The sequence below is a fragment of the Nocardia panacis genome (assembly GCF_003598715.1).
Lineage (GTDB): Bacteria > Actinomycetota > Actinomycetes > Mycobacteriales > Mycobacteriaceae > Nocardia > Nocardia panacis.
In genome coordinates this window covers 146,361-166,484 of the sequence record NZ_QZFU01000014.1, presented here as the reverse complement: position 1 = coordinate 166,484, position 20,124 = coordinate 146,361, and the positions used below count along the sequence as shown (strand labels likewise).

16 protein-coding genes are annotated in these 20,124 nt (G+C 67.9%); 10 read left to right on the top strand and 6 right to left on the bottom strand.

What is annotated here, in order from left to right; genetic code table 11:
* Positions 1–107 precede the first annotated feature (107 nt).
* Entirely contained in the window at positions 108–929 is an 822-nt protein-coding gene (locus tag D5S18_RS06885; RefSeq protein WP_120038965.1) for a hypothetical protein, read from the bottom strand.
* A 481-nt stretch (positions 930–1,410) separates the two neighbouring features.
* Between D5S18_RS06885 and D5S18_RS06880 the strand changes: the two genes are divergently transcribed.
* The 4 genes from D5S18_RS06880 to D5S18_RS06865 all read left to right on the top strand — a co-directional run bounded on the left by D5S18_RS06880 (position 1,411) and on the right by D5S18_RS06865 (position 11,867).
* On the top strand, positions 1,411–3,945 hold the full coding sequence (locus tag D5S18_RS06880) for a DNA polymerase III subunit gamma and tau (RefSeq protein WP_120038964.1): 2,535 nt from the start codon (positions 1,411–1,413) through the stop codon (positions 3,943–3,945).
* 264 nt (positions 3,946–4,209) lie between these two features.
* Entirely contained in the window at positions 4,210–5,421 is a 1,212-nt protein-coding gene (locus D5S18_RS06875) for an acetyl-CoA C-acetyltransferase (RefSeq protein ID WP_120038963.1), read from the top strand.
* A 31-nt stretch (positions 5,422–5,452) separates the two neighbouring features.
* On the top strand, positions 5,453–7,603 hold the full coding sequence (locus D5S18_RS06870) for a 3-hydroxyacyl-CoA dehydrogenase NAD-binding domain-containing protein (protein ID WP_120038962.1): 2,151 nt from the start codon (positions 5,453–5,455) through the stop codon (positions 7,601–7,603).
* Between the two features lie 511 nt (positions 7,604–8,114).
* The gene (locus tag D5S18_RS06865; RefSeq protein ID WP_239003591.1) at positions 8,115–11,867 is read left to right on the top strand and encodes a serine/threonine-protein kinase; all 3,753 of its coding nucleotides are present in this window, start codon (positions 8,115–8,117) and stop codon (positions 11,865–11,867) included.
* A 15-nt stretch (positions 11,868–11,882) separates the two neighbouring features.
* Here the strand turns inward: D5S18_RS06865 and recR are convergent, their stop codons facing one another.
* Both recR and D5S18_RS06855 read right to left on the bottom strand, forming a co-directional pair.
* The gene (gene recR / locus D5S18_RS06860; protein WP_120038961.1) at positions 11,883–12,491 is read right to left on the bottom strand and encodes a recombination mediator RecR; all 609 of its coding nucleotides are present in this window, start codon (positions 12,489–12,491) and stop codon (positions 11,883–11,885) included.
* Between the two features lie 12 nt (positions 12,492–12,503).
* On the bottom strand, positions 12,504–12,848 hold the full coding sequence (locus D5S18_RS06855; RefSeq protein ID WP_120038960.1) for a YbaB/EbfC family nucleoid-associated protein: 345 nt from the start codon (positions 12,846–12,848) through the stop codon (positions 12,504–12,506).
* 389 nt (positions 12,849–13,237) lie between these two features.
* Between D5S18_RS06855 and D5S18_RS06850 the strand changes: the two genes are divergently transcribed.
* From D5S18_RS06850 to D5S18_RS06840, 3 genes are read left to right on the top strand one after another with little or no spacing between them, the layout of a single operon-like run.
* Positions 13,238–13,822 carry a hypothetical protein gene (locus tag D5S18_RS06850; protein ID WP_239003590.1) on the top strand — a complete coding sequence of 195 codons (585 nt, stop codon included), beginning with the start codon at positions 13,238–13,240 and terminating at the stop codon, positions 13,820–13,822.
* A 54-nt stretch (positions 13,823–13,876) separates the two neighbouring features.
* Entirely contained in the window at positions 13,877–14,692 is an 816-nt protein-coding gene (locus tag D5S18_RS06845; protein ID WP_120038959.1) for a MerR family transcriptional regulator, read from the top strand.
* A gap of 11 nt (positions 14,693–14,703) precedes the next feature.
* On the top strand, positions 14,704–15,054 hold the full coding sequence (locus D5S18_RS06840) for a VOC family protein (protein ID WP_120038958.1): 351 nt from the start codon (positions 14,704–14,706) through the stop codon (positions 15,052–15,054).
* Between the two features lie 51 nt (positions 15,055–15,105).
* Here the strand turns inward: D5S18_RS06840 and D5S18_RS06835 are convergent, their stop codons facing one another.
* On the bottom strand, positions 15,106–15,540 hold the full coding sequence (locus D5S18_RS06835) for an SRPBCC family protein (protein WP_120038957.1): 435 nt from the start codon (positions 15,538–15,540) through the stop codon (positions 15,106–15,108).
* A gap of 214 nt (positions 15,541–15,754) precedes the next feature.
* Between D5S18_RS06835 and D5S18_RS06830 the strand changes: the two genes are divergently transcribed.
* The 3 genes from D5S18_RS06830 to D5S18_RS06820 are packed head-to-tail and all read left to right on the top strand — an operon-like array spanning position 15,755 to position 19,184.
* Entirely contained in the window at positions 15,755–17,194 is a 1,440-nt protein-coding gene (locus tag D5S18_RS06830; protein ID WP_120038956.1) for an FAD-binding oxidoreductase, read from the top strand.
* Entirely contained in the window at positions 17,191–18,507 is a 1,317-nt protein-coding gene (locus D5S18_RS06825; protein WP_120038955.1) for a class I SAM-dependent methyltransferase, read from the top strand. The genes D5S18_RS06830 and D5S18_RS06825 overlap by 4 nt, the downstream gene beginning before the upstream one ends.
* Before the next feature lie 56 nt (positions 18,508–18,563).
* Positions 18,564–19,184 carry a LysE family translocator gene (locus D5S18_RS06820; RefSeq protein ID WP_120038954.1) on the top strand — a complete coding sequence of 207 codons (621 nt, stop codon included), beginning with the start codon at positions 18,564–18,566 and terminating at the stop codon, positions 19,182–19,184.
* Positions 19,185–19,186: 2 nt separating this feature from the next.
* On the opposite strand, the gene D5S18_RS06815 is transcribed toward D5S18_RS06820, so the two are convergent.
* Complete coding sequence (locus D5S18_RS06815) at positions 19,187–19,831, bottom strand: hypothetical protein (protein WP_120038953.1); 645 nt, start codon at positions 19,829–19,831, stop codon at positions 19,187–19,189.
* 72 nt (positions 19,832–19,903) lie between these two features.
* Positions 19,904–20,110 carry a hypothetical protein gene (locus D5S18_RS06810; RefSeq protein WP_120038952.1) on the bottom strand — a complete coding sequence of 69 codons (207 nt, stop codon included), beginning with the start codon at positions 20,108–20,110 and terminating at the stop codon, positions 19,904–19,906.
* Positions 20,111–20,124: the final 14 nt, after the last annotated feature.

The following is a 20,124-nucleotide window of genomic DNA, read 5'->3' as shown; positions in this document are numbered from 1 at the left end:
TGCGTCGCGAGAAAGCTACCGAATGCCCTAGTCATGGGATGTTATGTGTCTGTGACATTAGTTATCGCCGAGCGATCAACGCCCAAAAAGGACTAATCGGCGGTAGGTCAGCGGCGCATCCGGTGCAGCGCGCGCAGACCGCGCTTGCCGGGAACCGGCAGTTCGTCCTCGACGGCGAGCCATTCGGCGGTGGCGAGCCACTGCTGCTGGGTGCGGGCGTCGGCGGTGTCGTGGAATAGGCGTCGGCCCCGGTCGTCGCGCAGTTCGTGCGCCAATGCCGACCAGCGCGGCGGCTGACCGTCCTCGGCGATGCGGTCGGCGAGATAGCTCGCCACCAGCGTGCCGATGGTGTTGATGGGGCGCAGCGAGACCCGGTTGCCGAATCTGGCGGCATGGAAACGCCTGGCCGCGCACAGGGATCCGGGCGTCGCATTGGAGGCGATCCAGCCCGCGCGCTGGGCGCGCTCGATGAGCCACAGATGTTTCACCGCGCCGGGCGGCACCTGGCCGATCCGATCGCAGATCAGTTCGCGCACCTCTTGGCTGCACTGGATGAAGCGGCGGGTGGGGCCGATGCCGTGCGCGGCCCAGTGCGCGTCGGCCAGGCGGGCCAGCACCCGGCCGAAGTCGTCGATGCTGCGCTGGGCGCGGCGGCCCAGGCGCTCGATGCGCTCGGCCTCCCTGCGCATCTCGTTCTGCGCGGTGAGGGTGCGGATGGCGGCGATGGTCGGCACCTGGCCGCGTTCGAGTAGTTCCAGGATGGCCGCGGCCGTATCCGGATCGGCGGCGGCGGCCACCGGGAGCGAATCGCGTTTGATGGCGTATTCCTGCGGGCCGATGGCGCGGCTGAGCAGGCCGACGGCGGCGTGGTCGTCGGCGAATTCGGTACTGGACAGCCAGGCGGCGGCGATGTCGGCACACGACGGCACGGTGGAACGGTCCTCCGGTGTGGAAGTGTGGGAATCGGCAGAGAGGCCGGCGGAGCGCGGCGATGCCGGAAGAGCGCTTACCGGGTGGTCCGGGTTGTGCCCCGGTCGGGATGAGGGACCGGCCGGGGTCACCAACCTGATGAAGGTTTGGCTACCGAAGTTGCCAGGGGTCACGTTAGCCGGCGGCTCGCGCGCATGTCATCCCGGTTGACGCTTTCGTTATCTCCATAAAATCCCAGGAAAACGGGGCGCTGGTCAGGGTTTTGGCCGAACTGGTCGCCGGGCGACCGGTCGTTTTCCCGGTTCGGCCGGAATGTCGCCGTGATTGCCGCGCCATAGCCACCCTGGTCGCCGAACCGCGCGTTCTAACGGGGCGCAGTTTTCATGTGATTTGAGTCACAAGTTAGCGGGGGTGTGAACCGGTTGAGCGGGATGGGCGGCGCGAATGTCTTTTGTCGGTGTACGCCGGTAACCTCTGCCCGTGGCTCTGTACCGGAAATACCGACCGGCAACATTCGCTGAGGTGGTGGGTCAGGAACACGTCACCGACCCGCTCAGCATCGCCCTCGACACCGGCCGGATCAGTCATGCGTATCTGTTCTCCGGCCCGCGCGGATGTGGCAAGACCTCCTCCGCGCGCATCCTGGCGCGCTCGCTGAACTGCGTCCAGGGTCCCACCTCCACCCCCTGCGGCACCTGCGCCTCCTGTGTGGCCCTCGCGCCGGGTGGTTCCGGCAATCTGGATGTCATCGAACTCGACGCGGCCAGCCACGGCGGCGTCGACGACACCCGCGAACTACGCGACCGCGCCTTCTACGCCCCCGCCGAATCCCGCTACCGGGTGTTCATCGTCGACGAGGCGCACATGGTCACCACCGCGGGTTTCAACGCGCTGCTCAAGATTGTCGAGGAGCCGCCCGCGCACCTCATCTTCATCTTCGCCACCACCGAGCCGGACAAGGTGCTGCCCACCATCCGCTCGCGCACCCACCACTACCCGTTCCGACTGCTGCCGCCCGCCACCATGCGCGGGCTGCTCGGCCGCATCTGCGAGCAGGAGCGGGTGCCGGTGGAGGAGTCGGTGTATCCGCTGGTGATCCGCGCGGGCGGCGGCTCCCCGCGCGACAGCCTCAGCGTGCTCGACCAACTGCTCGCCGGTGCGGGCGCGCAGGGTGTCACCTATCCGCGCGCGGTAGCGCTGCTCGGCGTCACCGATATCGCCCTGATCGATGCGGCCATCGATGCGCTGTCCACCGGTGACGGCGCGGCGCTGTTCGGCGCCATCGACGCGGTGATGGAGGCCGGGCACGATCCGCGCCGCTTCGCCGTCGACCTGCTCGAACGCCTGCGCGATCTGATCCTGCTGCGCGCCGTCCCCGACGCCATCGACCGCGGCCTGGTCTCCGGCCCCGGCGATGTCCTGGACCGCATGCGCGAACAAGCCGAACACCTCGGTTCCGCCGCCCTCACCCGCTACGCCGAACTCCTGCACGCCGGTCTCGGCGAGATGCGCGGCGCGACCGCCCCCCGGCTGCTGCTCGAGGTCGTCTGCGCCCGCATGCTGCTGCCCGCCGCCGACACCGGCGACGCCGCCACCTTGCAACGCCTGGAGCGTCTGGAACGCGGAATCGCCACCGGCGCTGTCGCGACCTCCGCCGCCGAATCCGCACGAGACCAGACGCAATCCCCGGCGCAGGCCGCCGACCCATCCCGCCGCCGCGGCGCGGAGGTCTTGGCGGCTTTGCGCGAGACCCGCGCGGGCCGTGACAAACCGGTCGACGGCCCAACTGCGGAGAGCGCTCCCGCGGCCGGTGCGTCGAGCCCCGCCGCTCCCGACAGCTCCGCTGTCGCGACAGGGGCGAACGCGGGCGCGAGCATGCCGGAGGCAGCGGATCCGGCGGCGACTGCCGAGCCGGGACCGGATTCGTCGGCAGGCAATGCCGCGGTTTCCGGCGGTGGTCGAGCGGACGCGGCCTTCGCGAACGGTGCGGCCGCCTCGGAGGGCAATGGTGCGGCCGCCGCGGATGACGCGGAAAGGCCAACGGCAGCTCGACCCGAGTCGGCCAATGGCAATCCTGTCGCCGGCGTCGCATCGCAGACGCGCGGCGAGAATTCGGCCGGACCGGCCGCGCCGATGGATAGCGTCGTCGGTGAACCAGCCCGTGCCGCAAGCGAATTCGCGCCCGCGCCCGCCCTGGATTCGCGGCGCCCGGCCGCCCCGCGCCCGGAGGATGTCGAATCATCAACGGCCGCAGCGGAATTGGCTGCCGAGCCCGAAAAGTCCGCGCAGACGGTGAACGCGGAATCGCCTTCGGGAATGGGTCCGGAGGATCTGCTGCGGTCCGTGGAGGGGTCCTGGGCGGAGATCAGGAACAAGATGGGGGAGTTCGGCCCGACATTGAAGGCGCTGCTCTCCGGCGCGTCGGTGGCGCGGGTCGATGCGGGCGTCATCGTTTTCGCGCATCAGAGTCCCCCGCTGGCGCAGCGGCTGTCGAGTCCGCAGAATCTGGAGGCGGTGCGGGCGGCGGTGCGGGCGGTGCTCGGCGGGGCGCACGAGGTGCGCTGGGAGGCGGGTTCGGCTCCGGCGCGCGCGACGGCGACCAAGGCGCCCGCGGCTACCAAGAGTCGCGGCGCGGGGGCGAAGAGCGAGACGGCCCCGCGCTTCTCGCGGCCGAGTCAGACCAGGTCGGGAGGTGCGGGCCAGGTCGAGGGCGGGGCCAAACGGGGCGCGGCGCGGTCGGAACCGCGTTCGTTGCGCGAGGACGATATCCCGCCGCCCGACTTTCCGGATCTGCCCGACGATCCGGGTCCCGGCGACTATGTGCCCGTCGACCCGGCTGCCCTCTCCGACGGCTACGCCGAGCCGTCGGGGCCGATCACCACGACGGCCGCCGAGGAGGCGGAGATGCTGGCCGAGGCCGCGACTCCGATCCCGGTCGGTGAGCGTCGCGATCCGGATGAGATCGCCTTGGAATTGCTGAGCGCTGAGCTGGGCGCCACACGATTGGACGGTTGACAATCACGGTCCCGACATCGTTAAGTTAACCGGAGTTCGCACGCGCGGGTAGTATGAGCGGGTGGCCGTGAGCTCCGGTGTGGCGAGGTTCTATGGTAGACCCAGGCATACGGGCAACCATGGAACGTGCGTCCGCCGGTGCTTGCCGAGTTTTGTACAGCGTTAGGTGACCCGCGGCCGCGCCGCACAACGCGGTACGGCGCATGACGCGCTGGGATGGACGCACCGTCCGCCCCGCCGCATCCGAGGAAGGAAAACTCCGATATGACCACAGAGGCCTACATTTTCGAGGCCATCCGCACCCCGCGCGGCCGCAACAAGAAGGGGTCGCTGCACTCGGTCAAGCCGATCGACCTGACCACGGGTCTGGTCCAGGAGCTGCGGAACCGCTTCCCCGACCTGGATGAGGACCGGATCTCGGATCTGATCCTGGGCGTGGTGTCCCCGGTCGGCGACCAGGGCGCCGATATCGCCCGCACCACCGTGCTCACCGCGGGCCTGCCCGATACCGTCGGCGGATTCCAGCTCAACCGCTTCTGCGCCTCCGGCCTCGAGGCCGTGAACCTGGCCGCCCAGAAGGTGCGCTCCGGCTTCGACGATCTGGTGCTCGCGGGCGGCGTGGAGTCCATGTCGCGGGTGCCGATGGGCTCCGATGGCGGTGCGTGGGCCATGGACCCGGCCACCTCCTACGACACCTATTTCGTCCCGCAGGGCATCTCGGCCGACCTCATCGCCACCATCGAGGGCTTCAGCCGCGATGATGTCGACGCCTACGCCGTTCGCTCCCAGGATCTGGCCGAAAAGGCCACCAACGGCGGCTTTTTCGCCAAGTCCATCGTCGCGGTGCGCGACCAGAACGGCTTGGTCGTGCTCGATCGCGACGAGCACCGCCGCCCCGGCACCACCGCGGCGGATCTGGGCAAATTGCAGCCCTCCTTCGCCGGTATCGGCGATTTCGGCGGCTTCGACGCGGTCGCGCTGCAGAAGTACCACTTCGTGGAGAAGATCAACCACGTTCATCACGGCGGCAACAGCTCCGGCATCGTCGACGGCGCGGCGCTGCTGCTGCTCGGCTCCGAGGAGGCGGGCAAGGCCAGCGGCCTGACCCCGCGCGCCCGCATCGTCGCCACCGCCACCTCCGGCGCGGATCCGACGATCATGCTCACCGGCCCGACCCCGGCCGCGCGCAAGGCGCTGGCCAAGGCGGGTCTGAGCACCGACGACATCGACCTGTTCGAGATCAATGAGGCCTTCGCCTCGGTGGTGCTGAAGTTCCAGCGCGACTTGCGGATTCCGGACGAGAAGCTGAACGTCAACGGCGGCGCGATCGCCATGGGTCACCCGCTCGGCGCGACCGGCGCGATGATCACCGGCACCATGGTCGACGAGTTGGAGCGCCGTCAGGCCCGCTACGCGTTGATCACCCTGTGCATCGGCGGCGGCATGGGCGTCGCGACCATTATCGAGCGCGTCTAATTCCCAACCCTTCACAAGGAGACACAGAGCTGTGAGCGAGACCAACATGATCGGTTGGGAGCAGGATTCGGACGGCATCGTCGTGCTGACGATGGATGACCCGAACCAGGGCGCCAACACCATGAACGACCTGTACAAGAACTCGATGACGGCCACCGTCGATCGGCTCGAGGCCGAGAAGGACGCCATCACCGGTGTCGTGCTCACCTCCGCGAAGAAGACCTTTTTCGCGGGCGGCGACCTGAAGAACATGATGCAGGTCACCAAGGACGACGCCGCCCGCCTGATGGCGGAACTCGGTGAGGTCAAGGCGGCGCTGCGTCGGCTCGAGCAGCTCGGCAAGCCGGTCGTGGCGGCCATCAATGGCGCGGCCCTCGGCGGCGGTCTGGAGATCGCGCTGGCCACCCATCACCGCATCGCGGCCGATGTGCCGGGTTCGCAGATCGGTCTGCCGGAGGCCACCCTCGGCCTGCTGCCGGGCGGCGGCGGCGTGGTGCGCACCGTGCGGATGCTCGGTCTGCAGAACGCGCTGATGCAGGTGCTGCTGCAGGGTCAGCGCAACAAGCCGGCCAAGGCCAAGGAGATCGGCCTGATCGACGAACTGGTGGGCTCGGTCGAGGAGCTGGTCCCGGCCGCGAAGGCGTGGATCAAGGCCAATCCCGAAGCCGGCGTGCAGCCCTGGGACAAGAAGGGCTTCAAGATTCCGGGCGGCACCCCGTCCAATCCGGCGTTCGCCGCGAACCTGCCCGCCTTCCCGGCCAATCTGCGCAAGCAGATCAAGGGCACGAATATGCCCGCGCCGCGCGCGATCATGTCGGCGGCGGTCGAGGGTTCGCAGGTCGATTTCGACAACGCGTCGCTGATCGAGTCGCGCTACTTCGTGCATCTGCTCACCGGTCCGGTCGCCAAGAACATGATTCAGGCGTTCTTCTTCGACCTGCAGCACATCAACAATGGCGGTTCCCGCCCGAAGGATGTGCCCAAGAAGGCGATCGGCAAGGTCGGCGTGCTCGGCGCCGGCATGATGGGCGCCGGCATCGCCTATGTCTCGGCCAAGGCGGGCTACGAAGTGGTGCTGAAGGATGTCAGCATCGAGGCGGCCGAGCGCGGCAAGAACTACTCGCAGAAGATCGAGGACAAGGCCCTCTCGCGTGGCAGGACCACCGAGGAGAAGTCCAAGGCGCTGCTGGATCGGATCACGCCGACCGCCGATCCGGCCGACCTGGCGGGCGTGGATTTCGTGATCGAGGCCGTCTTCGAGAACACCGAGCTCAAGCACAAGGTGTTCCAGGAGATCGAGGATATCGTCACCCCCGACGCGCTGCTCGGCTCGAATACCTCCACCCTGCCGATCACCGGTCTGGCCGCCGGTGTGAAGCGCCAGGAGGATTTCATCGGCATCCACTTCTTCTCCCCGGTGGACAAGATGCCGCTGGTGGAGATCATTCGCGGCGAGAAGACCTCCGACGAGGCGCTGGCGCGGGTGTACGACTACACCCTGGCCATCAAGAAGACCCCGATCGTCGTGAACGACAGCCGCGGCTTCTTCACCTCGCGGGTCATCGGCACCTTCGTCAACGAGGCCGTCGCCATGCTGGGCGAGGGCATCGACCCGTCGACCATCGAGCAGGCCGGTACGCAGGCGGGTTACCCGGCCGCGCCGCTGCAGCTGTCGGATGAGCTGAATATGAAGCTCATGCAGAAGATCGCCAAGGAGACCGCCGAGGCGGCCGCGCACGGCGATGCCGCCATGGGCAAGCAGCGCCACCCGGCGCAGGACGTGATCGACTACATGGTCGAGCAGGGTCGTCCGGGCCGGTTGGAGAAGGCGGGCTTCTACGAGTACGACGAGGCGGGCAAGCGGACCGGTCTGTGGCCGGGTCTGCGCGAGCACTTCAAGTCGGTCGCCGGATTCAATGTGCCGTTGCAGGATCTGATCGACCGCATGCTGTTCATCGAGGCCATCGAGACGCAGAAGTGTTTCGACGAGAATGTGCTGACCACGACGGCCGATGCGAATATCGGTTCGATCTTCGGTATCGGGTACCCGGCTTGGACCGGTGGTGTGCACCAGTTCATCGTCGGATATCCGGGTGGACAGCAGGGATTCGTGGCCCGTGCCGACGAGTTGGCCGCCAAGTACGGCGCCCGGTTCCAGGTTCCGGACTCGCTGCGCAAGTAGTCCGAATCGCTGAAAGACAAGCCCGCCAGTGCGTTTCGCACCGGCGGGCTTGTGCGTTTCGCACCCGAGGGCACCGCGGTGCATGGACCGCCCGTTTTGTGCGATTCGGGAACAAAATCGGGTTGTGACCGGGTTGCACTGGGTGTTCCGTAGTGAAGGGTGGGGCACGATGCGGATTATTAGCCGACGAGCGTGTCCGATCCCGGCGTGTCGCGCCGGTGGCGGGCGGCGGTTCGGTGCGCGAAACGGGAATTCGATACCTCGATATCGAAAATCGTTCCGGCGCAATACTCTCCGGTGGCGGCTCGACGTGCCGCGCGCGTCGGTCGCTACCGGGTTCGGGCCGGTCGCGGCGTGCCTGCCCCGAAAGTCGCACCCCGTGGTCTCCGGCGCGCTACGTTGGAGTATGCGCAGACATATCGGACATCACCCGTTTCGTCGCGGATATCCGATGTGGGCGCGCATATGGATCGCCGGTGCCGCCGATTCGATGTGAGTTCGAGGTGGTCACATGACTCGACAGCCGCGTTCGGGCGAGCAGCGTCCCGAAACGGATCAGGCCGAATCGAATACGCAGCGTCAGGTGCCCACTGCCGCCGGCGGCCTCGACGATACCGCCGCCGACCGCCCTGACGACTTCGAGATCACCGACGAACTCGAGGCGATGGGCCTGCACGGCGCGCGGGAGATCGGCCGCGGCGGGTTCGGCGTGGTGTACCGCTGCATTCAACGCGCACTCGATCGGGTGGTCGCGGTGAAGGTGCTGTCCTCGGAGTTGGCGGCCGAGAGCCGGGAGCGGTTCCTGCGCGAGGAGCAGGCGATGGGTCGGGTCTCCGGTCACCCGAATATCGTGGACATTCTGCAGGTCGATGTGACGGCGACGGGTTCGCCGTTCATCGTCATGCCCTATTGCGGGCGCGGGTCGTTGGAGCGGCTCATTCGCGATCACGGCCCGTTCACCTGGTCGGATACCTTGCGGGCCGGGGTGAAGCTGTCGGGTGCGATCGAGAGCGCGCACCGGGCGGGCATACTGCATCGCGATGTCAAGCCCGCCAATGTCCTGCTCACCGGATACGGCGAGCCGCAGCTCACCGATTTCGGCATCGCCCGGATTCCGGGCGGATTCCGCACCTCGAACAGTCTGATCACCGGGTCGCCCGCCTTCACCGCGCCCGAGGTGCTCAAGGGTGAGGATCCGACTGTCCAGTCCGATATATACGGTCTCGGCGCGACACTGTTCGCGCTGCTGACCGGGCACGCGGCCTTCGAGCGGCAGGCGGGGGAGAAGGTGGTGGCGCAATTCCTGCGCATCACCACCCAGCCGCTGCCGGATCTGCGCGAGCAGGATATTCCGGCCGATGTCGCCGCCGCCATCGAGCAGGCCATGGCGCCGGACCCCGTGGACCGGCCCGCCACCGCCCTCGAATTCGGGGAGCTGCTGCGGACCGCGCAGATCGCCCACGACCAGGTGCCCGACGAGATGGCCCTGCTCGATCCGGTCGCCGCGCTGGAGGAACTGGAACAGGTCGAATCCGGTGAGCCGACAACGCTCACCCGCCCCGCCCTGTCGACCTACCGCAGCCCCGGACTGAGCCTGCGCTACGCCATCGCCCAAAAGGCCGGTGCGTCAGCGCCTTCAGCTACCACACTGCCGCCAACTGCGGCCCCGGCGACACGGTCGCCAACGGCGGCTCCGGCACTGCCGCCGACGGCGGCCCCAACGACACTGCCGCCAACGGCGCCCCCAACGACACGGCCCGCAGCGGCCGCGACGACAGTGACCGCGACCACCCTGCCGCCGACGGCCGCCACCAAATTCCGTCCGCCCACCCCCGCGCGCGATCCGGTGCCGCGACCTCGGCTCCTCGATATCCTGCGCGCGGGCGGTCGGCGCAGGCTGGCCGTGATCCACGCGCCCGCGGGTTTCGGCAAGAGCACGGTGGCCGCGCAGTGGCGTACGGAGCTGACGGCCCGCGGGATCGCGGTGGCCTGGATCGGGGTGGCGCGCGACGACGACAACGAGATCTGGTTCCTGGCCCACCTCATTCAGGCCATTCGCCGGGTCCGCCCGGATATCGGGGCCGGACTCGAACAGGTGCTCGAGGAGCGGCCCGCCGACGCGGCCGCCTTCGTCATCCCCACGCTGATCGATGAGATTCACGCGGCGGGCACGCCCGTGGTGGTCGTCATCGATGACTGGCACCGGGTCACCGACGCGGGCGCGCACCGGGCGATGGACGCCCTGCTGGACAACGGATGCCACCATTTGCGTTTCGTGGTGACCAGCCGCGAGCAGTCCGGCCTGCCGACCGGCAGACTGCGGGTGCACGATGAACTGGTCGAGATCGGTTCGGTCGCGCTGCGCCTCACCGCCGCCGAGACCAGGCAGATTCTGGTGGAGCACAATGGTTTCCCGCTGACCGGGGCGCAGGTCGAGCAGATCCACGCGGCCACCGACGGCTGGCCCGCCGCGATCCAGTTGGTGGCGCTGACGCTGCGCGGGGATACCGAACCGGCGCAGTTGATCGCCAACCTGTCCGAGGGCACCCACGGCATTCGCGAGTATCTCGCCGAGAACGTCTTGGACACTTTGGATCCCAGAATGCTGGAATTCCTCATGTCCATCGCGGTGACCGAGCGGGTGTGCGGTTCGCTGGCCGCCGCCCTGTCCGAGGACGACGCCGCCGAGGAGTTGCTGGAGCAGGCCGAACAGCGCGAATTGTTCGTGCGCCGCATCGAACACGATCCGGAGTGGTTCCGGATGCAGCCACTGTTCGCCGAACATCTGCGCGCCCGCCTGGAACGTGCCCATCCCGGTCGGTTGAAGGTGTTGCATCGCAAGGCTTCGCACTGGTATTCCGAGCATCAGTCGCTGCGCAAGTCGGTGGATCACGCATTGGCGGCCACCGATCTGAAGATGGCGCTGGACCTGCTGGAGAGCGGTGGCATGGACCTGATCGATCGGTCCCGGCTTGCCACCTTGCTCGGCACCGTGTCGAAACTGCCCATGCAGCAGGTGGCTTCGCGGTCGAAGCTGCTGATGGCGGTGGCGCGGGCCAATGTGAATCTGCAGCAGTCCGGTGCGGCGCGCACCGCGCTCGGCCGGTTGTCGAATCTGCTGGCGCGGGGGTCGGCGGGGGATGTGGATGTGCGCAAGCAGCGGTGCGAGGCGGCGGTGCTCGCCGCCTCGGATCAGATCGCGCGCGATCACACCGAGGGGGTGCTGGATCGGATCGGGGACTGCCTGGATCATCCCGAGGAGCAGTCGGATTGGACCGTGTCGACCGCAGCCAACCTGACCTCCTTCGTGCGGCTGTGCGAATTCGATTTCGACGGTGTGCGCGAGACGCAGCAGTGGGCGGCGGAATACCATGCGCGGTCGAAGGATCCGCTGGGCGCGGTCTTCGGTGCGGCGGCGATGGGCGCGGCCGCCTACGAGCAGCTCGATATCGTGACGGCCACGGCCTGTTTCGAGGAGGCGTTCCAGACCGCGCGCACCCGGTCGGGTCCGCGCTCGCACGCGGTGCGGGTGGGCGCGGCGCTGGTCGGCGAGTTGAGTTACCGCAGGGGCGATCTCGACGTCGCCGACGAGTTGCTCGACGAGAGCCACCAGTTGGTCACCAGGGTCGGGCCGGTGGACTTCCTGATCTCCACCTTCGTGATCGGTGCGCGGGTCAAGGCGGTGCGCGGCGATCTCTACACGGCCGCCGCCCGCTTGGACGAGGGGGCGCGCCTGGCCGCCGATAACAGGTTGCCCCGCTTGGACGCGCATATCCGGGCCGAGCGACTACGCCTCGGGCTGCCCGGCGGCGGCACCGTCAATGGCGCGGAATACGAACCGGCGCACCTGCATTCGCGGCGGCACCGGATGGGTTCGGCGGCTTTGACGGCCGAGGCCGAGGAGATCGCGGCCATTCGCGGCCTGCTGGCCGAACATCGGCTCGGCGCGGATGACAGGGCGGTGCGCCGGGCGCGCGCGATGCACGCCCGAATGAGCGAACAGCACCGGCCCCGAGCGCAATTGGATGCCGCACTGCTGCTGGCCGAATGCCTCGCCGACTCCGGCTGGGTCGGTGAGGCCACCGGTCTGCTGCTGCCGACGGCCGCGATCTGTGCGAGTCTGGGGTGGACCCGCCCACTGCTGGACGCCGGACCGGGCGTGGTTTCCATCCTGCGGGTGCTGCGCGAGGAGATGCCTTCGACGGCAATGCAATCCGGAACGATCGAATTGCCGTCGCTATTCCTGGAGAACCTGCTGGGCTAGGGCCGAACAGTCAACCTAGAGCACGCGGCGCCCCGACAGCGCCCGACCGAGGGTGAGTTCGTCGGCGAATTCCAGATCGCCGCCCATCGGCAGGCCGGAGGCCAATCGTGTGACGCTCAAACCGGGGAAGTCGCGCAGCATCCGCACCAGATAGGTGGCGGTGGCCTCGCCCTCGGTATTCGGATCGGTCGCGATGATCACCTCGGTGACATCGACGCCGTCGTCCTGATTGCCGATGCGCGCCAACAGCTCCCGGATCCGCAACTGGTCCGGTCCGATGCCGCTGAGCGGGTCGAGCGCGCCGCCGAGTACGTGGTAGCGCCCGCGGAATTCGCGGGTGCGCTCGATGGCCTGCACATCCTTGGGCTCTTCTACCACGCAGATCATGGTGCGGTCGCGGCGCGGATCGGCGCAGATGCGGCACCGCTCGCCGGCGGCGACGGTGCCGCACACCACGCAGAACTGCACACCGTCGCGCACCTTCTGCAGGGCGGCCTGCAACCTATCGATCTCCGGTGGCTCCACCTGGAGCAGGTGGAAGGCGATGCGCTGGGCACTCTTCGGGCCGACGCCGGGCAGTTTGCCGAGTTCGTCGATGAGATCCTGAACCGGACCTTCGTGCAATGCCGCGATCCCTCAGAAACCGGGCAGACCGGGCAGTGCGCCGCCGAGGCCGCCACCGCCCGCCAGCGGGCCGAGCCGATCGGCCGCGAGTTGCTGGGCGTTGGCCATGGCGTCGTTGATCGCGCCGATCACCAGATCCTGCAGGCCCTCCACATCCTCGGGATCGACGACCTTCGGGTCGATGGTGAGGTCCACGACCTCGCCCGTGGCCTTGATGGTGGCCGTGACCAGGCCATTGCCCGCCTGACCCCGCACCTCGGCGGCCGCGATCTCGGCCTGGGCGGCCATGACCGCCTGCTGCATCTGCTGCGCCTGCGCGAGTAATTGCTGCATGTCGAATTGACCACCGGGTTGCACGGTATGTCCTCCAGAGTGCGATCGTCGCCGCCCCGGCCGGGTCCGGCGCGGAGTGCCGACGACCAGCCTAATAGGCGCTGCCGACGAAGTCGCCCGTAGACCTGCGCATGGCCGGAGCTGAGGCGGAGGTACGCCTAATCGGCGCTGCCGACGAAGTCGTCTGAAGACCTGCGCATGGCCGCGGCGAAGGCGGAGGTGCGCGTAGCCGTAGTGGCCGCCCCGCGGATCGCCCCCGACCGGTAATGTGCCGCACGCGATGCCAGTGTCCGCGCCCGACCTGTCGCCATAGCCGGTGCGCATCGCGGGTAACAGGTTGGCTTCGATCGGCGGCGACTCGATCGGGACGGCCCTAGGCTTCGAAGGGGGTCGGCGAGTCCTTGGAGATTGCGATGAGCACATTCGGAGTTCGTGTCCTCGGCGTCATCGCGCTCGCGTCGGGCCTGTGTCTGGGCTTGGCGCTCGCGCCGGGCTCGTATCTCGGCCTCGCGGGTCCCGCGACGGCCGACCCGGGAACCACCGATTACGGCGGCGGCTGCGCCCTGTATCCAGGTGACAGGGCCGCGACCATCGATTCATTGCGTTTCCGCTGTTCGGCCGAACAGCAGGACGCCATCTTCCGCGACGCCACGCGCGGGGATGTGCCCATGGGCGTGAAGGACGGCTGGGTCACTCGGCCGCCCACCACGCAGGCGATCGCCCCCGCATTCTGGATCGGGAAGACCTTCTACACCGGTCCCGACGGCGGACGCCTGATGAACCGGCTCACCGGGGCGGGTATCGAGGGCTGGCCCGCCGATGTCTATACCGCGCCCGCGCTGGTCGACGGGCAACCCGTCTGGGCCTTCAACTACGCGCCCTCGCCGACGCCGCAGATCTACGACGAGGTCAGGGAGGTCACGCCCGGCGTCTGGTTCGGGTATTCGTGGTGGCGCGGCGACCAGACCACCCTGCTGCTGACTTTCGCGCTGGCCTGATCGACTCTCCCGCCCGTTTGACTCTCCCCCTATTGGAGGGTGTTTGCTGGCGTTATGACAGCGACCGTCTCCATAGGGGAGTTCGCGCGGCTCACCCACCTCAGCGTGAAGACGCTGCGGCACTACCACGACATCGATCTGCTCGAACCGGTGTCGATCGACGCGGGCTCCGGTTACCGCCGCTACGGCGTCGATCAGGTGCCGCGCGCGCATCTGATCCGGCGGCTGCGCGCCCTCGATATGCCGCTGCCGCAGATCAAGGCGGTGCTGACCGCGCCGAACGAGGCCGCCCGTGATGCGAGCCTGCGCGCCCACCTCGAACGGATGGAGGCCGAGCTTGCCCGCACTCGCGCCGTGGTGGCCTCGCTGCGTTCGCTGCTCACCCCTGCGGCGCCCCTCGCCGTGGAATACCGCGCGATACCGGCCTTTCCGGCGTTGGCGGTCACCGGCAGAGTGGCGATGGCCGAGATAGATCAGTGGTGCCCGGACGCCTTCTACCGGCTGCATACCGCCCTCGCGGCAGCGGATATCACCGCGCCCGCCCCGGACGGTTGCACCTACGCGATGGAGTTCTTCGAGGACGAGATCGGTGCGGTGGTGGCCTTTGTCCCGCTGCCTGCGGGCGCGCGTCTCGAACCGCCTGCCGGGACCGCCTTGATCGAACTGCCCGCACGTCGCTTCGTCATCGCCGTGCACGCGGGTGATTTCGACAGCTTCGACCTGACCTACGGCGCGCTCGGCAGCTACGTCGCCGAACACGGCGGCGCGCTTGCCGAACCCGTGCGCGAGAACTACCTCGTAGGCCCTGGCGATCACGACGATCCGAGCCAGTACCGCACCGAGGTCTGCTGGCCTATCGGCCGACTCTGAAAGGACATGCCATGACCATTTCCATCGCCCACATCACCGTCGACTGCCGCGACGCCGCCGCCCTGGCCGGATTCTGGGCCGAATTGCTCGGGCAGCCGGTCGATTCCGAGGCCGGGCCGGAATTCGCCACCGTCGGCCGGACCGCGGACCTCGCACCGATCCTGATGTTCATTCAGGTGCCAGAACGCACTCCGGGCAAGAACGCCATCCACCTGGATCTGCACGCACCCGACTGGCGCGAACAGGCGCGGCGTGCGATCGAATTGGGCGCCGAGCGCATCGGCGAATTCGATGAGTGGGGCTCGCAGTGGATCACCCTGGCCGATCCGGAGGGCAACCTGTTCGATATCGCGGCGGGCTGAGCAACCCCTAAAATATTCGGCCCCGGCAACTTGCCGGGGCCGAATCGTTGGTCAGGAAAGTTCGTTCTGCAGGTTGGCCAGCACCTCGGCCTGAATCTTCTTCAGCCCCAAGGGGGCGAAGATGCCCTCGAAGATGCCTGCGACGCCGCCCGCGCCGTTCCAGGTGGTGCGCAGGGTGACCTGCGACCCGGCCCCATCCGGCGTCACGCTCCAGGTGTTGACCAGCGAGGAATTCGAATCCCGCTCGGTGACAATGGAATCGGAGACCGTGACCACGGCGTGCACAGCGCGGGAGCGCTTCTCGGTGGCCTGGAGCAGCCATTCGGCGACGGTGCCCGCGCCCTTGCCGCCCTCGAGCACCTTGTAGTCGCGGTAGTGCGCGGAGAGGATGCGCGGGCGGACCGTCTCGTAGTCCGCGATGGCCTCCAGTGTCCGCTGCGGATCCGCCGCGACGGCGATCGAACTGCTGGCGCTGACCTGTCCCACGATGACTCCTTGTCCCGGATGCGGTATCGACCAACCCCTATCCTGCCCTGTCCGTCGAACCCTCGGGCGGCCAGGTGCTTGCGGGCGGCGTCGGGTCCGGAGTTGCCGGCAGGCCGCATCCGAACACAGTGCAACATATCCGTGACATTTCCCGCTACCGACCGACCTCCCGGTAGCCCACTGAACCGGTGAGTATTAGCGTCGAGGGGTGGCAGTGAGTCTGTTGGGGAAGGCCGGACACGCGTCGGCCGCACGCGAATCAGGGTATGCCGCACACCGCGCGGGCGTGGATCGGCTGCTGGCGAGCTATCGCGCCATACCCGAGCACGCGAATGTGCGCTTGGCGAAAAAGACCTCGAACCTGTTCCGAGCGCGGGCGAAGAACCCCGCGCCGGGATTGGATGTCTCGGGCCTGACGCGGGTCATCGCGGTGGATCCGGTGGCCAAGACCGCCGATGTCGCGGGCATGACCACCTACGAGGATCTGGTGGCCGCCACCCTGCCCTACGGGTTGGCCCCGCTGGTGGTCCCGCAGTTGAAGACGATCACCCTGGGTGGTGCGGTCACCGGCCTGGGTATCGAGTCCACCTCGTTCCGCAGCGGTCTGCCGCACGAGTCGGTGCTGGAGATGGACGTGCTCACCGGCTCGGGCGAAATCCTCACCGTCGCACCGACGGGCGAGCACGCCGACCTGTTCCGCGGCTTCCCCAACTCCTACGGCACCCTGGGTTACACGGTGCGGCTCAAGATCGAACTGGAGGAGGTGCCGCCCTATGTGGCGCTGCGGCACGTGCGCTTCCACGATCTGCGCGCCATGGAGGCCGCGCTCACGGCGATCGTCGAGGAGAAGTCCTATGAGGGCGAACCGGTCGACTATCTGGACGGCGTCGTCTTCACCGCCGAGGAGAGCTACCTGACCCTGGGCCGCCGCACCGACGAGCCGGGTCCGGTCAGCGATTACACCGGGATGGACGTCTTCTACCGCTCGATCCAGCACGACTCCGCGCAACCCAAGCGCGACAGGCTGACCATCCACGACTACCTGTGGCGCTGGGATACCGACTGGTTCTGGTGCTCGCGCGCCTTCGGCACCCAGAATCCGCGTATCCGCCGGTGGTGGCCCAAACGCTACCGCCGCAGCAGCTTCTATTGGAAGCTGGTGGCATTGGACCGCAAGTACGACATCGCCGACAGGCTGGAGGCCCGCAAGGGGCTCCCGCCGCGCGAACGCGTGGTGCAGGACGTCGAGGTCCCGGTGGAGCGCACCGCCGACTTCGTCGAATGGTTCCTGCGCGAGATCCCCATCGAGCCGATCTGGTTGTGCCCGCTGCGATTGCGCGAAACCACCCTTTCGGGAACAACCGGACGCGTCTGGCCCTTGTACCCGCTGGAGCCGAACCGCACCTACGTCAACGCCGGGTTCTGGTCGTCGGTCCCGAAGGTCGCCGGACAGCCGGAGGGCGCGGCCAACCAGGCCATCGAACAGGCGGTGACCGGGTTCGGCGGGCACAAGTCGCTGTACTCGGAGTCCTTCTACGACCGGCCGGAGTTCTCGGCGCTCTACGGCGGGGACGCCTACACCGAATTGAAGAAACGCTACGACCCGGACCAGCGGCTGCTGGACCTGTATTCGAAGGCGGTGCAACGCAAATGACCACGTACAAGGACCGTTCCGAAGTCTTCGCCGATCTCGGGACCAAGCTCAGCATTGCCGAGATCTTCGAGACACTGGTCGACGGTGCGGTGCCGATCCGCTTCACCGCCTACGACGGCAGCGCGACCGGACCCGTCGATTCCGAGTACCGACTCGACGTGAAGACGCCGCGCGGCATCAACTACCTGGTAACGGCCCCCGGCGACCTGGGCATGGCCCGCGCCTACATCGCGGGCGATATGACCGTCGAGGGTGTGCACCCCGGCGACCCGTACGACATTCTCAAGGCCATGGCGGACCTGAAGTTCCGCCGACCCTCCGCGCTCGCCCTGGTGACGATCGCGCGCTCGCTCGGCTGGGAGCGGCTCAAGCCGGTCGCGCCGCCGCCGCAGGAGACGCTGCCGCGCTGGCGGCGCATCGCGCTGGAGGGGCTGCGCCACTCGAAGACCCGCGATGCCGAAGCCATCCACCACCATTACGACGTCTCGAACACCTTCTACGAGTACGTCCTCGGCCCGTCGATGACCTACACCTGTGCCGTCTACGAGGACGAGAACTGGACACTGGAGCAGGCCGAGGAGAACAAGTACCGCCTCGTCTTCGACAAGCTGCGACTGAAGCCGGGCGATCGACTGCTCGATATCGGTTGCGGTTGGGGCGGCATGGTGCGCTACGCCGCCAAGCGTGGGGTGAAGGTCATCGGTGCGACGCTGTCGGCCGAGCAGGCCGAGTGGGCCACCGAGCGGATCGCCGAGGAGGGGCTGAGCGAACTGGCCGAGGTGCGCCACTCCGACTACCGCGATGTGCCCGAGGGCGAATTCGACGCGGTGTCCTCGATCGGCCTGACCGAGCACATCGGCGTGCACAACTACCCGTTCTACTTCGAGTACATCAAGTCCAAGCTGCGCGCGGGCGGCCTGTTCCTCAATCACTGCATCACCCGCCCCGACAACACCCGCACCACCAAGGCGGGCGATTTCATCGACCGCTACGTCTTCCCCGACGGGGAGCTCATCGGCTCCGGGCGCATCATCTCCGAGATCCAGAATGTCGGACTCGAGGTGCTGCACGAGGAGAACCTGCGCGAGCACTACGCGATGACGCTGGCCGAATGGTGCAAGAACCTGGTCGCCAACTGGGATGCCTGCGTGAAGGAAGCGGGCGAGGGCACCGCCAAGGTGTGGGGTTTGTACATGGCGGGTTCGCGGCTCGGCTTCCAACGCAATGTCGTTCAGCTGCATCAGGTTCTGGGCGTGAAGCTGGCTTCGGACGGCGCCTGGCAGGTGCCGCTGCGGCCTTGGTGGCAGGCGTGAGCTAGTACAGCCGCGTACGGGTTGCGAATCACCCGGCACGGGTTAGTGTCTCGGTGATGAGCATCGAATTTCTATTGACCACGCTCATTATTGTGGCCACCCCCGGCACCGGCGCGCTGCTCACGCTGGCGGCGGGGCTCACGCGGGGCGCGCGGGCCAGTGTGATCGCGGCACTGGGCTGCACGCTCGGGGTGGTGCCGCATATGGTCGCGGCCATCACCGGTTTGGCGGCGCTGCTCAATGCCAGCGCTGTCGCCTTTCAGACGCTGAAGTATCTCGGTGTCGCCTATCTGCTGTACATGGCGTGGAATACGTTGCGGGACAAGGGCGCGCTGACGGTGCCGCAGGAGCGCGATGATCGGCCCGTACCGTCGGCGCGGCAGGTGATCGGTTCGGCGATCCTGGTCAATGTGCTCAATCCGAAGCTGACCATTTTCTTCTTCGCCTTCCTACCGCAGTTCGTGCCGAACGGATCGTCGGATGCGACTGCGCGCATGCTCGAGCTCAGCGCGATTTTCATGCTGGCGACCTTCGTGGTCTTCGCAGGCTACGGGGTGGGTGCGGCGGCGGTGCGCGACCACGTCATCTCGCGGCCGGTGGTGCTCACCTGGCTGCGGCGGGTGTTCGGGGTGTCGTTCGTGGCGTTGGCGGGTCGGCTCGCGGTGCAGAACCAATAGGTTCAGAGGTCGACCCGCGTCCACGGTAGGGTGTTCAGTCGGGTGCGATCGCCGGTGGCCCACTCCCAGATCAGCGTCGAGACCATCGCCGAATCGCGCAGGGTGAGGCCGAAGTGGCGGTCGGGGGAGCCGTCCCGGTATTCGAGGGTGAAGATCCCGGATTTGTCCTGGTAGGTCTGGATGTAGTCCTGCGGCTCGCGTTCGACGACCAGGTACGGGTTGGGCGGCATGAGGCTGGAAACCCATTGTTCGGCAAGGGGTTTGGTGAGGTACGGGAATTCGCCCGCCCCGCCGTGCTGCACGGTGACCGGTACGTGTCCGAGCGGATCGATGAGCCAGGACAGTTGCGGATCGTAGATCGCGTAGTCGGCGGGTGTGGCCAAATCGAAGAGCAACCTGCGCACATGGCCGATGGCGTCGTAGGGACTCGGCACGTGCAGTGCCGCGCCGGTCGGCGCACCACCGACGGAGTCGACGCTCAGGAAGCTGTTCTCCGCGCCCGCTTCGGCGTCGGCCTCGTTGATCCGCGCGGCGAGCGCGGCCACGGCGGCCGTCTCCGGCAACCCCTGCTGACCCATCAGATACGCATCGGCCTCCGCGTGTGTCGAGACAACCCCGGACGGCAACAGCACGTGGTCGTAGCTCATTCGGTCAGCGTACGACCCGCTCGGGCGGCCCTTCCCGCCCCGTACCGCATGCCGTCGGCGAACAGCGTGCTATCAGGCCGTCCCGGCGGACCGGTCGCGTTCGCCGCACGGGCAGCCGCCCGCGAGATCGGCGCAGTCGATGACGAACGCGTGCCGGATGTGCGACGGGGCCGCGCAGTCGGGTTCGGTGCATTCGGGGCGGCGGCCGAGGTGTTCGACGAGGGCGCCGTGGCAGTGGTCGGCGGCGCGGCGGCAGGACGGGCACGCGGGCTCGGACATGTGGCCTCCGGTGC

Bases quoted from the DNA above. Each gene is read 5' to 3' on its own strand.
- D5S18_RS06875 (WP_120038963.1), top strand. From the start codon at position 4,210: ATGACCACAGAGGCCTACATTTTCGAGGCCATCCGCACCCCGCGCGGC.
- D5S18_RS06865 (WP_239003591.1), top strand. From the start codon at position 8,115: ATGACTCGACAGCCGCGTTCGGGCGAGCAGCGTCCCGAAACGGATCAG.
- D5S18_RS06850 (WP_239003590.1), top strand. From the start codon at position 13,238: ATGAGCACATTCGGAGTTCGTGTCCTCGGCGTCATCGCGCTCGCGTCG.
- D5S18_RS06845 (WP_120038959.1), top strand. From the start codon at position 13,877: ATGACAGCGACCGTCTCCATAGGGGAGTTCGCGCGGCTCACCCACCTC.
- D5S18_RS06840 (WP_120038958.1), top strand. From the start codon at position 14,704: ATGACCATTTCCATCGCCCACATCACCGTCGACTGCCGCGACGCCGCC.
- D5S18_RS06825 (WP_120038955.1), top strand. From the start codon at position 17,191: ATGACCACGTACAAGGACCGTTCCGAAGTCTTCGCCGATCTCGGGACC.
- D5S18_RS06820 (WP_120038954.1), top strand. From the start codon at position 18,564: ATGAGCATCGAATTTCTATTGACCACGCTCATTATTGTGGCCACCCCC.
- D5S18_RS06815 (WP_120038953.1), bottom strand. From the start codon at position 19,831: ATGAGCTACGACCACGTGCTGTTGCCGTCCGGGGTTGTCTCGACACAC.
- D5S18_RS06810 (WP_120038952.1), bottom strand. From the start codon at position 20,110: ATGTCCGAGCCCGCGTGCCCGTCCTGCCGCCGCGCCGCCGACCACTGC.